General features: G+C 35.4%; 15 protein-coding genes. 9 read left to right on the forward strand and 6 right to left on the reverse strand.

The window, feature by feature from the left end; translation table 11 throughout:
* Position 1: 1 nt before the first annotated feature.
* From LS65_RS08145 to LS65_RS08165, 5 genes are read right to left on the reverse strand one after another with little or no spacing between them, the layout of a single operon-like run.
* On the reverse strand, positions 2-529 hold the full coding sequence (locus LS65_RS08145; RefSeq protein ID WP_052060939.1) for a low molecular weight protein-tyrosine-phosphatase: 528 nt from the start codon (positions 527-529) through the stop codon (positions 2-4).
* On the reverse strand, positions 526-1,797 hold the full coding sequence (gene mqnF, locus LS65_RS08150; protein WP_034360322.1) for an aminofutalosine deaminase family hydrolase: 1,272 nt from the start codon (positions 1,795-1,797) through the stop codon (positions 526-528). The genes LS65_RS08145 and mqnF overlap by 4 nt, the downstream gene beginning before the upstream one ends.
* Before the next feature lies 1 nt (position 1,798).
* Positions 1,799-2,614 carry a small-conductance mechanosensitive channel MscS gene (mscS, locus tag LS65_RS08155; RefSeq protein ID WP_034360320.1) on the reverse strand — a complete coding sequence of 272 codons (816 nt, stop codon included), beginning with the start codon at positions 2,612-2,614 and terminating at the stop codon, positions 1,799-1,801.
* Positions 2,614-3,858: a metal-dependent hydrolase gene (locus LS65_RS08160; protein WP_034360318.1), complete on the reverse strand. Its 1,245-nt coding sequence runs from the start codon at positions 3,856-3,858 to the stop codon at positions 2,614-2,616. The genes mscS and LS65_RS08160 overlap by 1 nt, the downstream gene beginning before the upstream one ends.
* A gap of 18 nt (positions 3,859-3,876) precedes the next feature.
* Positions 3,877-4,587: a cytochrome c biogenesis CcdA family protein gene (locus LS65_RS08165; RefSeq protein WP_034360315.1), complete on the reverse strand. Its 711-nt coding sequence runs from the start codon at positions 4,585-4,587 to the stop codon at positions 3,877-3,879.
* A 143-nt stretch (positions 4,588-4,730) separates the two neighbouring features.
* On the opposite strand from LS65_RS08165, the gene LS65_RS08170 reads away from it, so the two are divergent.
* Both LS65_RS08170 and LS65_RS08175 read left to right on the forward strand, forming a co-directional pair.
* On the forward strand, positions 4,731-6,284 hold the full coding sequence (locus LS65_RS08170; protein WP_084707868.1) for a DEAD/DEAH box helicase: 1,554 nt from the start codon (positions 4,731-4,733) through the stop codon (positions 6,282-6,284).
* A 1-nt stretch (position 6,285) separates the two neighbouring features.
* Positions 6,286-6,870: a hypothetical protein gene (locus LS65_RS08175; RefSeq protein WP_236096685.1), complete on the forward strand. Its 585-nt coding sequence runs from the start codon at positions 6,286-6,288 to the stop codon at positions 6,868-6,870.
* On the opposite strand, the gene pgp3 is transcribed toward LS65_RS08175, so the two are convergent.
* Positions 6,867-7,691, reverse strand: a complete 825-nt coding sequence (gene pgp3 / locus LS65_RS08180; protein WP_052060937.1) for a peptidoglycan metallopeptidase Pgp3 — start codon at positions 7,689-7,691, stop codon at positions 6,867-6,869. The genes LS65_RS08175 and pgp3 overlap by 4 nt on opposite strands.
* 124 nt (positions 7,692-7,815) lie before the next feature.
* Here pgp3 and rplU point away from each other — a divergent pair, with 124 nt between their 5' ends.
* From rplU to LS65_RS08215, 7 genes are all read left to right on the forward strand, one after another.
* Positions 7,816-8,130 carry a 50S ribosomal protein L21 gene (rplU, locus tag LS65_RS08185; RefSeq protein WP_034360300.1) on the forward strand — a complete coding sequence of 105 codons (315 nt, stop codon included), beginning with the start codon at positions 7,816-7,818 and terminating at the stop codon, positions 8,128-8,130.
* 10 nt (positions 8,131-8,140) lie between these two features.
* Positions 8,141-8,398, forward strand: a complete 258-nt coding sequence (gene rpmA / locus LS65_RS08190) for a 50S ribosomal protein L27 (protein ID WP_034360298.1) — start codon at positions 8,141-8,143, stop codon at positions 8,396-8,398.
* Positions 8,399-8,518: 120 nt separating this feature from the next.
* Positions 8,519-9,544 carry a GTPase ObgE gene (gene obgE / locus LS65_RS08195; protein ID WP_034360295.1) on the forward strand — a complete coding sequence of 342 codons (1,026 nt, stop codon included), beginning with the start codon at positions 8,519-8,521 and terminating at the stop codon, positions 9,542-9,544.
* 192 nt (positions 9,545-9,736) lie between these two features.
* Positions 9,737-10,351 carry an outer membrane beta-barrel protein gene (locus LS65_RS08200; protein ID WP_034363965.1) on the forward strand — a complete coding sequence of 205 codons (615 nt, stop codon included), beginning with the start codon at positions 9,737-9,739 and terminating at the stop codon, positions 10,349-10,351.
* A gap of 161 nt (positions 10,352-10,512) precedes the next feature.
* Positions 10,513-11,184 carry a ribonuclease HII gene (locus LS65_RS08205; protein WP_034363967.1) on the forward strand — a complete coding sequence of 224 codons (672 nt, stop codon included), beginning with the start codon at positions 10,513-10,515 and terminating at the stop codon, positions 11,182-11,184.
* A 98-nt stretch (positions 11,185-11,282) separates the two neighbouring features.
* Positions 11,283-11,831, forward strand: a complete 549-nt coding sequence (locus LS65_RS08210; RefSeq protein WP_034363969.1) for a bacteriohemerythrin — start codon at positions 11,283-11,285, stop codon at positions 11,829-11,831.
* A 30-nt stretch (positions 11,832-11,861) separates the two neighbouring features.
* Positions 11,862-12,428 carry a bacteriohemerythrin gene (locus tag LS65_RS08215; RefSeq protein WP_138129837.1) on the forward strand — a complete coding sequence of 189 codons (567 nt, stop codon included), beginning with the start codon at positions 11,862-11,864 and terminating at the stop codon, positions 12,426-12,428.
* The last annotated feature ends 2 nt before the right edge of the window (positions 12,429-12,430 follow it).

A 12,430-nucleotide genomic window follows, 5' to 3' on the forward strand; every position in this document is an offset into this window, starting at 1 on the left:
TTTATAGCCTTTTTTTGATAATATGAGAATCTGCAAAGTTTTTAGAATCTTGTGTAGATTCTATCATAGGATAGTGTATAGAGAGTAGATTAGAAACGCAAAGATATATCATTTGATATATACGCTCAAAACCCTCCATATCTTTATAGGCATAAGGGTCGGGAATATCTGCGCCTTTTAATCCAAAATCACCAAGTTTTTTCACTTTTTGTTTTTCAAAACCAAGTGTAAGTAAATCTGCGTAATTTTGTTTATCAAGTGCGATAATGAGGTCAAAGTTATCATCAGAGTAAATACTTACACGTCTGCCTCTTAAATCATCAATATTTAATCCGTGTATTTTTGCTATATTACGCGAACCTGCACAAGGTGGCTCATCAATATGCCACCCGCTTGTCCCTGCAGAATCCACTCTAAGATTCAAATTATATTTTTGTGAGATATGCCTTGCTATACCCTCTGCTAAGGGTGAGCGGCAAATATTACCTAAACATACAAAGAGTATGCCCTCAATTATAGAATCTTTCATAATATCGCCTTTGTGCTGACAAAAAGATGAGTAGGTTTTGTAGCGTGGAGAATAAACTGCAAAGGTGATTGATTAGGGTGAGATTGATGAGTTTGAAATAAAGGTTGGCTAAATTCAAAAATAGCAAAATCTACATTTTTGCCCTCTTGTAATGAGCCATTATTTAATCCTAAAGCTTTTGCGCCATAGAGTGTAGCACTTAGCAAGAGACTTTGAGAGAGGCTTAGAATCTCTTCTTGTGGATAGGCATAGAGCGCAGCACGTAGCTCATCAAGCAAATTCACATTATTATTTGAGCTTTTGCCATCTGTGCCAATGGCTAAAGGAATGTGAGAATCTAATAAAAATTCACGCTTAAAGAAAGCATTGTTTAAAAGGCGATTACTGCGAGGGCAAGTGATAATTGAGGCATTGAGTGATTTTATTATACTTGCTTCTTCTTGAGTGATATGCAGACAATGTGTGAGTGAGAGAGCGTTATTTTGAAGCGGAATAAGCATATCAAGAAAGCTTTTAGGTGAATATAGACTTTTTGAGTTCGCAGCATTCATAAATTGACTAAAAAACCCCTTAAAGTATCCATTGCTTTGAGTAAGCCATTCTCGTTCTTGTGCGGATTCTAAAAAATGTGCTGAAAGTGGCATTAAATCCTTTGCAGCGAGTTCTATAAGTTTTTGTGCCATTATGGGGTGGAGAGAATAGGGAGAATGCAAGGCAAGTGCAGGGATAAAAGTGCTCGAAGCAAGAGATTTTGAGTTTTTTAACCGCTCTAGCACATTACTATAAAGAAAATCAATAGCACTTGGATTACTCCCTATGGCTTCATTAAAATACACTACACGCAAAGGACTTTGAGCAAGTATAGGCATATCATTGCCATAACTACTTATTGCACCCACACTTCCTACCCCAGCATTTATTTGTTCGTTAATACCTTGTAAAATGATAGATTCAGAAGAATTGCCACTATTGAGGACTTCATCGCGCGATGTCATCAAGCTATCAAGCCACGCACCAAAATCCCCATAACAAAATTGTGCTAAATGTGAGCCAAACTCAAAATGTATATGAGCATTAATGAGTGCGGGTAAAAGCACAGCATTTGGGTAAAAGCTCATTTTTGCATTAGGGTAGAGCGCACAAAGCTCTTTATAATCTCCTACTTTTAAGATTCTATCTTGTTTTTCTTCAAAGACAATGCCACCATTATGGAGAATAGAAAAATTTTCATCGCATACAAATACTAAAGCAGCACCAAAGATTTGCACCCTACACCGCCTTTGTGATATTTATATCAAGCTTATTATATGGAATCTCAATACCATTTTTATCAAGGTTTATTTTTATAGATTCTAATACCTTGCTTTGTGAATCGATAATGCCATATTCAAGTTTTACCCAAAAGCGTAGAGTAAAATTTAAAGAACTTGCACCAAGCTCGGTTAAGCCAATAAAAAATGATTTATTTAAATCTATTTCTGGTGTAGAATTTATCACTTCGGTGATAATTTTTTTTACAGCTTCAATATCACTTTCATAGCCTACACCAATGATAAGTTCAATACGCCGCTGTTCGTTAAAGGTTGTATTGATAATATTTGCTGTTGCCATATTGCTATTAGGGATAATTGCGAGTTTGCCATCGTTAAGCTGTAAAATTGTTGTAAAAAGATTAATACTTTCAACATTCCCAGTAAGCCCACTAACTTCAATCAAATCACCTCGCTTAAAAGGGCGTAAAACGATGAGGATAATTCCACTTGCCACAGAAGAAAGTGAATCTTTAAGACCAAGCGCAATAGCAACACCAGCAGTGCCTAGCACGGCGATAATAGAGTTTGTCTGCACACCGATAGTGCCAAGTGCAGCGACAATCATTACAACAAGTGAGAGAACAAAAATTACTTGTGCAATAAACTTTGCGAGTATTTCATCTTTTTTTGCGATAGCTTTGCGGACTTTATTTCCTATAAATTGTGAAAAATAATAACCCACGATAAGAATGAGCGCAGCTTTTAAAAGTGCGATACCAAGCTGTTCAAGTTGTGGGAGAAAGTTGATGAGGTATGTTTGTATTGTTTGCATTATTTTTCCTTTGTGTATGGTGTATAGAGTGTGTCATTACTTAAAAAAGCTTCAATTTTACCATATAAACTTTGTTGATGATAAGGTGAGGAGATGTCATTAAGACTCAATTCTGTTTGGGGGTTAGCAATAAAGAGTTCGGCAATTTTACCCTCTTGGAGTGAGCCTTTATTGAGATTAAGGATTTGTGCAGGAGTATAGCTTGTGAATTGTGAGATGAGCGAGAGAGGGATTTGACAATGTTTATGTAAATAGGTATAAAGTAGTGAAAAATACACCTCAAGCGCATCTATTCCAAAACTTGCTAATTCAAAAACTTGATCTTTTTTGGATTTAAAGTCCGCGCACTGCAAACTTGTTAGCGTGTTAATCTCACCTTTTTGCAAAAGATTCAAAATCTGTTCTTGTGATTGCTTATCTACAAGTGGGGGGTTGATTTTAGCTGCTGTATTATAGTTTTCACATAAAGTTTCATCAAGAATTAAGTGATGTATTGAAGTTTGTGTGAAAAAATCAGCTTGTATGGGTGATAGATTCTCTTTAAAAGTATGCAGTATATCAAAGCTACGCGGATATACAAGTGTATCAAAAATAATCTTTATAGGCATATTGTGGAGCATTTCAGCAATTTTAGCAACTTCTTTTGTTTGACTATATGCAGGAATTGAAGGAAGCCCAAGAGATGCGCTTAGAATGCCCTCATTCATCACTCCATCAGCCACAGATGAATCTTGACAAAAACATATCAGTGGAATGTCAAGCATTTGAGCATATTGTGCAATTTTCATTAAAATATGCGCGTCTATATCACTTCGTGCAAAAATTGCACGTCCACCGCTATTATGCAAAGTGCTAATATCGCTTAATTTACCCTCATTATTGAGTGGATTAATTGCGGGGAGTAGGTGAATGGGAGATTGTGTATTAAGACTTTTGATAAGTTCAATAGAGCCATTTTCGCTACAAGTAGGATTTGTGCAAGGATAGAGTAAAATACTTCCTACACCACCTTTAAGAGCTTTGGTCGCTAATGAGAGGAGATTCTTTCTAGAAAGAGAAAGGCTTTTTGGTGCGACATTTAAATCAATCATTGCAGGAAAGAGAAGTTTGCCCTCTACATCTAGTATTTCTTCATTGGGAAGTGGAGTAAGTGAGCCAATTTCTATGATGATTCCATTTTCTGTGCGCAAATCACCCTCTTTTACGCCTTGATAATCACAAAGTGTTGCATTTTTAAAAAGCATAATGTTCTCCTTAGAATCTTAGGGTAGTAAAAGATCTGTTTTATGTATCATAATAAGCACACCAATAAGTATGAGCAATAGCCCAGCAATCACCTCCACAATGCGTAAAAATGGGGTGAGTTTTTTGAGTAAGTGCAGTGCTTTTTGCACAAAAAGAGCTACAAGCAAAAATGCTAAACCTAATCCACCACAATAACAAAGCATAAGCCAAAATGCGTGATTTGCTTGAGTGAGTGAAAGTGTGAGGATTGAAGTGAGAATAGGACCTACACAAGGACTCCAACCAATACTAAATCCAATACCAAGAATCAAGGGGGACAGGAATCCAAAGCGTGTGTGATTGAGGTTAGAATTAAAATTTTTGTATAAGAAAGCAAATCTAAAAGGAAATAAAAAATGTATCCCAAAGAGAACAATAATACCTCCAGCAATATAGCGCACTAAAGAATGTGCAAAAAATGCGCCAAGTGCAGATGAAGCAAAGATTCCGAGTGTGATAAAAACAAGTGAAAATCCAGTGATAAATAATAAAGCAGTGTAAATAATACGCCATTTGTAAGAATAATGTTTGTCTTCTAAGTTTTGAATCTCCACACCAGAGATATAAGAAATGTATGGAGGAATCAGAGGTAAAATGCAAGGGCTTAAAAAAGTTAAGATTCCTGCCAAAAAACTTGCCCCAAAAGGCATAGTTTCATAAAGTGTAATGAGCGCATTGTCTAAAATCACTATTATCCTTTACAAGTATGGAGTGTGGCATTATATCTAAGGCGCGACAATATTTTTGTAAATTGGACAAAAAAACATAAAATTGTTATATAATTTTGCTTTTTTATTTAAAGTTTGAGTTAAGGTTAAAAGGATAAGTTGCTATGGATAAGATATATCAGGCAGAAGAGGCTAAACAAAAAGAGAGTAAATCTTCTGTAAAATCGTATATAGAAGACAAAAAAGTGAAAGAAAAAAATTTTGATGATTTTGGGTTGAAAGATTTTGTATTAAAAGGCATTAAAGAAGCTGGATTTAGCTCACCCAGTCCTGTGCAGGAGCAGAGTATCCCTATAATCTTATCAGGCAAAGATCTTGTCGCTCAAGCACAAACAGGCACGGGAAAAACAGCAGCATTTGCTATTCCCATTTTAAATGCTTTAAGCCATAATAAAGAAATAGAGGCACTTATTATCACACCTACAAGAGAACTTGCTATGCAGATTAGTGAAGAGATTCTAAAACTTGGGCGATTTGGTAGGATTAAAACAATTTGTATGTATGGCGGACAAAGTGTTAAACGACAATGTGATTTACTAGAAAAGAAACCTAAGGTAATGGTCGCTACACCTGGAAGACTGCTTGACCATCTCCAAAATGGTAGAATCGCACATTTTATGCCAAAAATTGTTGTGCTTGATGAAAGTGATGAAATGCTTGATATGGGTTTTTTAGATGATATTGAGGAGATTCTAAAATTTTTGCCTAACACGCATCAGACATTACTTTTTTCAGCAACTATGCCCGAGCCTATAAAAGCCTTAGTTATGAGGATTTTAGATAAGCCTTCTTTTGTGAAAATTACACCAGCAGATGTTACAAACAAAGATATAGAGCAGCAATATTATATTATTAATGAAAGTGAGCGAGATGAAGCGATTGTGCGCTTAATTGAGACACAAAATCCTACAAAAAGCATTATTTTTACTCGTATGAAAAAAGAGGCAGATGCACTTGCTAAAAGACTTGTAAGTCGAGGTTTTAAAGCTGCTACACTCCACGGAGATATGGAGCAATGGGAGAGACGTGAGAGTATGAAAGCCTTTAAAGAAAAACAAATTGAGATTCTTGTCGCTACCGATGTGGCTTCTCGTGGGTTAGATATTAGTGATGTGAGTCACGTTTTTAATTATCATATTCCACTTAATCCTGAAAGTTATGTTCATCGTATTGGGCGCACTGGACGTGCAGGAAAAAAAGGTGTGGCAATAACTCTTGCTACACCTCTTGAATATAAAGATTTAAGCAAAATTAAACAAATTACTAAGGCTAAACTTAAACTTTGTGAAATAGCCCAAGAATATAGTGATGACGCATTTTCCCAAGAGCTTTCACATATTAAAGTAAGTGAAAAATCAGTAGCTATTTATGAAAAACTTAAAGACAAGGTAGATACTACACAGCTTTGTCTTAAACTTATTTCATTGCATTTAGAAAAAAATAGTAATGCAAAAATTGGATTCACAAAAGAGCAAGTTGCCGGATTTGAGCTTCAAACCGAGATTTCTTTAGACAAAAAAATAAACCAAAAAAATCATCGCTCTAAGAGAGCACAAAATAATAAGGATAATAGAAATAAAAAGGGCAAAAATCAGAGTAAAAAGCGATATGATGATATTGATAGAAGTCAGCCATATACTGGCAGTATTTGGGGTTAAAATGAAAATAATCAAGAAACTTGTATTCATTGCATTTTTATGTGTAGGGACACAAGGGATTGATTTTTCTGTTGCACCCGTTTTTCCTAATAATTCTACCTTTGGTAGTCTAAATATAGGTGGGGTGCGCTCTTCTATTACGCATTCATCGGGAGAAATGCAGGATTATAAAAGCAATAGAGGAGCAGCAATTTTTGGCTTAAAGAGAGGATTTGCATTGGGAGATTCTCGTAGCTTTTTGCTGAATGTATATATTGATGGGGCTGCAGGAAGAGAAAACAAAAATGGATTTTATGCCTTTTCTGTTGGCGGACAAGTGGGATATCGCTTTTTTAGCGGACGCGTGATAGGTTTGCTTGGCGGGGGATTTGAAATGAGTAATCTCGCTATGCCTCAAACAACAGAGCAATATAATATTTATGGTGGATTGGTTAAGGCAGAGATTTTTATTGATATAGCGCGTGGATATGGTGTGAGCGTAGGTTATACACAAGGTTTTGACCATAAAAGTAAAAAACTCCTTGGTGAGCGATTTGACACCTCAAGCATTATGCTCACTTTAAGCTATTATGATTTTAGTATTTAAAATAATGTATTGATTTGCTCAATAAAATCCATTGCATCGACATTTGTGCCATTTATCACTATACCAAAGTGTAAATGTGCTCCACTTACGCGTCCTGTATCACCGCTTTTAGCAATAATTTGTCCGCGTTTAACGCTCTCCCCTTGTTTGACATTAAAATCACTCAAGTGAAAATACACACTTACAAGCCCTTCTCCGTGGTCGATAGCAATTGTTTTACCAGAGAGATAGCGGTCTTGCACGAGAGCAACCCTACCATCATTGCTTGCTTTTATATCAGTGCCTATACTAGCGCGAAAGTCTGTGCCTCCGTGATAGCTTTTAAGTGTGCCATTAAAAATACGTGCTGTGCCATAAGGACTTGTGATAACTGAATCAAGTGGCTTTATAAATGGTTTATCCCATAATCGCCCTTTTGTAATGGTGCGATAGACTTTAATCATATCATTTCTTTCTTTCTCAATGCGCTTTGCTACTTCTTCAGGATAGCTAATCTTATCTTTTGCCACGGTTATTTGTTCTTTTTTATAATCTTTTTGTATGATTGTAATTTTTGCGATGTTGTTCTTACCACTTTTGATAAATTTAATTTCTTTATCATAGTATCCAATTGGCACAAATGCAATGAATACATTATCTTTGATTGGATGTTTTATAAAGTGAAGTGCTTTTTTATCATAAGTAAGTGATGACGGCTTATTTGTAGAGTAGATAAAGGCTGTGCCATTATATGCAGTATTATTTTCTAATGGTTCTTTTGCTCCAAGTGTGTGTGCAAATCCTAAAATAAAACATAAGGTATAAAGTAGGCGTAAGCGCATAATCGTTCCTTTCCAATTTAAAGATAAGTAATTATAGCGTTTCAAAGCTTAGATTCAAGAATTTTAGGATAAAATCCCGCTTTTGTTTATACAAAAATAACACTTCAATTCACAAGGAATGCAAATGTATGCAGTATTTAAGAATGGAGGCAAGCAATACAAGGTCATTGAGGGGAGCATTGTTCTTCTTGATAAAATGAATCTTGAGCCAAAGTCAAAGGTTGAATTGAACGAAATTTTAGCTATTGTCGATAATGATAAAGCCAATATTGGCACGCCTTTTATAAAGGGTGCAAAAATTGAAGCAGAAGTTATCAATGAGGGCAGAGGTAAAAAAGTCGTTACATTCAAAAAGCGTAGAAGAAAAGATAGTAAGACAAAAAGAGGCTTTAGACGCGATTTTACACGCGTGAGGATTCTAAAGATTATAGCAAAATAAGGAGTGAGATATGGCACACAAAAAAGGTCAGGGTAGCACCCAAAATAATAGAGATTCAGCTGGACGCCGACTAGGTGTCAAAAAATTTGGCTCACAATTTGTGCGTGCAGGCAATATTATCATTCGCCAAAGAGGCACAAAAGTGCATCCAGGTGATAATGTAGGTCTAGGTAAAGATCATACGATTTATGCACTCATTGATGGTGTTGTAAAATTTCAACAAAAAGACAAGAATCGTAAAAAAGTTTCTGTTATTCCTGCTTCATAAAAATCTCAAATAAACAAGATTCTATTTTTTTATAAAAGAAGATAGAATCTTAATAAACTCAATACTCAAATTAGCAATCTGTATATATTCGCTTGGATATAAAATTTAAGGATATTTAAAATGTTTGTGGATAGTGTAGATATTTTTGTCGCTTCTGGCAAGGGAGGTGCAGGTGCTGTGAGCTTCCGCAGAGAAAAATTTGTCATAAATGGCGGACCTGATGGTGGCGATGGTGGCGATGGTGGCGATGTGTATGTGGAAGTGGATAATAATACAGATACGCTTTCGAAATTTCGTGGAGCACGTCATTATAAAGCAAAAAATGGACAACCCGGTCAAGCAAAGCATTGCAGTGGCAAAAGGGGAGCGCATATCACTCTTAAAGTCCCTCTTGGCACACAGATTCTTGATTTTGACACCAAAGAACTCATTGTAGATATGGACACTTATCCTAAAAATGTGTGTTTGCTTAAAGGAGGTAAGGGTGGTTTAGGCAATGCACATTTTAAAAATGCAACAAATCAAGCACCAACTTATGCTCAAAGTGGCTTAAGCGGAGAGGAGAAGCATATTCTCTTAGAATTGAAGCTTATTGCTGATGTGGGGCTAGTGGGATTCCCAAATGTAGGAAAATCTACACTTATCTCAACTCTCTCAAATGCAAAACCAGAGGTTGCAAACTATGAATTTACTACGCTTATTCCTCATCTTGGTGTGGTTGATGCAGATGAGTTTTCTTCTTTTGTAATGGCGGATATTCCTGGAATCATCGAGGGAGCAAGTGGAGGAAAGGGCTTAGGCATAGCATTTTTAAAACATATTGAGCGCACAGGATTCTTACTTTTTGTGCTAGATATTATGCGTGAGCAGAGTTTAAAGGAGCAATGGGAGATTCTCTGCTTAGAGTTAGAAAAATTTTCTCCGATTTTATCGCAAAGAGCTTTTGGAATCGTGCTCTCAAAAAGTGATATGCGACACTTAGCAGAAGAGTTTGCAGACAAATTTGACAAGCAAAAACAAGAACTTGAGCAGTTTTTGGCTCAAAAAGGTAATCCACAAAGTTTTATCTTACCTATTTCAAGTCTTGAAAAAAGTGGGTTAAAAGAATTAGTTTTTGAGATTCTAGAATCTATTCACAAACATTAATCCTTTCATCAAATTTTACAATAAACTTCATCTTTAATCTCATATTTTTATATCATAATGTTACATTATTTTACATAAGTATATTTTATTTTTACCAACTCTTTTGCTTTTAAGCAAAAATCGGGGGGGGGGGGGGCTAGAATTGAGTTCGCATTATCAATGCAAATTTAATTCTATGAAAGGTGGTTTTTTATGAAGACTACAAAATTATTTGTAAGTTCAGTAGTGGCTTTAGCGTTATCAAGTTCTGCACTTGTAGCTGAAGAAAGTGGTGTTTTTGTGGGTGTAGGTGTAGGCTATGGTGGCTCTCAAATAAAAAGTGATGGAGACAAAACAAATCTCAAGGGTATAAGCTATGAGATTATTGCTGGTTATAAACAATTCTTTACACAAGATTTTGGTTTGCGCTATTATGCAAACTTTGCCTATGCAGATGCAAGTAAAAAAGCAAGTGGTGGTGATGAAAAAATAACAGGTAATGTAATGGATTATGGAGTGAATGTTGATGCGCTCTATAACTTTATTTCTGGAGATACAAGCTTTGGTGCATTTTTGGGACTCGGACTTGGTGCTAACTCTTGGGGTGGCAAAACTTTTAAAGATGATAAAATGGATAAAACAGGTTTAAATCTTGCGCTTAATGTTGGTTTGCGCACAGAGATTGCTAAAGCACACGGCATTGAAATTGCTGCTCGTGTGCCTTTTATTGCTACGACATTAGCAAAAGCAGATGCAGCAACAGGAAAGCCAAAAATAACAGGCTCACATACTTATAATGTAGGTGTGAGATATATCTTTAGTTTCTAAGATATAAATAAAACCCCCAACCCTTAAGTGATTTCACTTAAGGGTTAATTAAAAGCCCCCCATTCATCTCATAAAAACTTTCCATATTTTAAGCCTAAACTTAAAGTCATATCTTTACAATATAATTCTTAGATATGAAAAAATAAAAAAATGGAGATACAATGTGGGTGGCAGGAATTGATGAAGCAGGGAGAGGTTGCCTTTGTGGTAGTTTGTTTGTCGCTGGAGTGATAGGCAAAGCACATATTATAGAATCTTTTGGTGCAAAAGATAGTAAAAGGCTTTCTCCAAAGAGACGCGAATATATTTATGAATCTATGGAGAAAGCGCAAAATAAGGGAGAAATAAGCATTTATGTGGTGGAAATAAATGCAGAGGAGATTGATACAAATGGTTTAAGCTTTGCAATGAGAAAAGGTATAGAATCTTTGCTTAAAGCACTAGGAGATTATGCTCTGCAATATAAGATTTTGCAAAAGGAATTAGAGATAAATGACACAAATAATGGAGATAAAAGGGAAAGATTCACAATAGTTATAGATGGTAATACAATATTTAATGCACAAATCCCACAATATTTGCAAGAGCTTGGTTTAAGCGTAAAAACATTGGTTAAGGCAGATAGTCTTTTGTCTGTTGTATCTTGTGCTTCTATCGCGGCAAAAGTGTGTAAAGATAGGCAAATGTGCGCATTAGATAAACTCTACCCACAATATAAACTTGCCAAAAATAAGGGTTATGGGACTTTAGAGCATAGAAAAAGTATCGCGCAATATGGATATTGCCCTCATCATCGTAAAAGTTTTGCCTTCAATGCCTTAAAATTGCTTTAAAGTATCTGTGTTTTAACTTTATTTTAAAATGAAAAAGTATAGAATTTCAGAAACTTTTCAGTTTAATGATAAGTAGTTTATAGTAAAAGTGAGATTTTATGTTACCAGAGTGGAGTGATAAATTTAGTGTCCATAATGAGATTATTGACCAGCAACACCAAACACTTTTTAAACTTGCCCATAAGGCGTATAAGATTGCCAATGCTCACACGACACGTAATGAGGTAAAAAGTATTATTACAGAATTTTTTGATTATATGAAAACACACTTTAGAGATGAAGAACAATATATGCAAATTATTGGTTACCCAAGACTTGAAGCTCATAAAAAGATACATCGCGCACTTATAGCAGATATGGCGAGTATGGTAAAAAACATTCATTCTGCAAATGAAATCAAGGATAAGATTCTTGTTATCGCAAGAGATTGGCTTTTAACACATATTTTACAAGAAGATATGTTAATTGAAAAATATCGCAAAGAATCGGCAAAGTCTTCACCATCGCAAAAGTTTTATATTTATACTTGTGCGTGTCCGGGCAAAGAACATAAATTAACAGAATCTATGCATCTTTTTGTGAAAAATACTGCACAAAATGTGCGTTGTAAAGAATGTCAGCAAGATATTGTTATTAAGGATAAATAAAATTTTATCTTGTTAAAAAGGAGGAGAATAATGCTACCAGATTGGAGCGATGAGTTTAGCGTTCATCACGAGATTATTGATCAGCAACACCAAACTTTGTTTGTTTTAGCACATAAGGCATATCGTGTTGCAAATAGCCCTAGTTCAGCAAATGAAGTAAAAACAATTCTTACAGAATTTTTTAATTATATGAAGACACACTTCAAAGATGAAGAACAATATATGCAAATTATTGGTTACCCAAGACTTGAGGAACATAGGAAGATTCACCGCAAAATTGTAGCGGAAATGGCAGATATGGTGCAGCATATTGGCTCTATTGAAGTGCTTAAAGAAATGATTGCAACTATCGCAAAAGATTGGCTTTTAACACATATTTTACAAGAAGATATGTTAATTGAAAAATATCGCAAAGAACAAATAGAGAGTGGAGCAACTTGTGAAGTCAAAGAAGTAAAATATTATTACTATACTTGCGGTTGTCCAGGAAAAGAGCATAAACTGACAGAATCTACACATCTTTTTGCTTCACGTTCTAGCAATCCTATTACCTGTAAAGGTTGTCATCAGCAGATTCGATTTAAAGAGCAACGTTAGGT

This window comes from Helicobacter japonicus (assembly GCF_000762845.2).
GTDB lineage: Bacteria > Campylobacterota > Campylobacteria > Campylobacterales > Helicobacteraceae > Helicobacter_C > Helicobacter_C japonicus.

Coding starts and splice junctions, on each gene's coding strand:
- LS65_RS08145 (WP_052060939.1), bottom strand. CDS start 529: ATGAAAGATTCTATAATTGAGGGCATACTCTTTGTATGTTTAGGTAAT.
- mscS (WP_034360320.1), bottom strand. CDS start 2,614: ATGCAAACAATACAAACATACCTCATCAACTTTCTCCCACAACTTGAA.
- LS65_RS08160 (WP_034360318.1), bottom strand. CDS start 3,858: ATGCTTTTTAAAAATGCAACACTTTGTGATTATCAAGGCGTAAAAGAG.
- LS65_RS08170 (WP_084707868.1), top strand. CDS start 4,731: ATGGATAAGATATATCAGGCAGAAGAGGCTAAACAAAAAGAGAGTAAA.
- LS65_RS08175 (WP_236096685.1), top strand. CDS start 6,286: ATGAAAATAATCAAGAAACTTGTATTCATTGCATTTTTATGTGTAGGG.
- pgp3 (WP_052060937.1), bottom strand. CDS start 7,691: ATGCGCTTACGCCTACTTTATACCTTATGTTTTATTTTAGGATTTGCA.
- rplU (WP_034360300.1), top strand. CDS start 7,816: ATGTATGCAGTATTTAAGAATGGAGGCAAGCAATACAAGGTCATTGAG.
- rpmA (WP_034360298.1), top strand. CDS start 8,141: ATGGCACACAAAAAAGGTCAGGGTAGCACCCAAAATAATAGAGATTCA.
- obgE (WP_034360295.1), top strand. CDS start 8,519: ATGTTTGTGGATAGTGTAGATATTTTTGTCGCTTCTGGCAAGGGAGGT.
- LS65_RS08200 (WP_034363965.1), top strand. CDS start 9,737: ATGAAGACTACAAAATTATTTGTAAGTTCAGTAGTGGCTTTAGCGTTA.
- LS65_RS08205 (WP_034363967.1), top strand. CDS start 10,513: ATGTGGGTGGCAGGAATTGATGAAGCAGGGAGAGGTTGCCTTTGTGGT.
- LS65_RS08210 (WP_034363969.1), top strand. CDS start 11,283: ATGTTACCAGAGTGGAGTGATAAATTTAGTGTCCATAATGAGATTATT.
- LS65_RS08215 (WP_138129837.1), top strand. CDS start 11,862: ATGCTACCAGATTGGAGCGATGAGTTTAGCGTTCATCACGAGATTATT.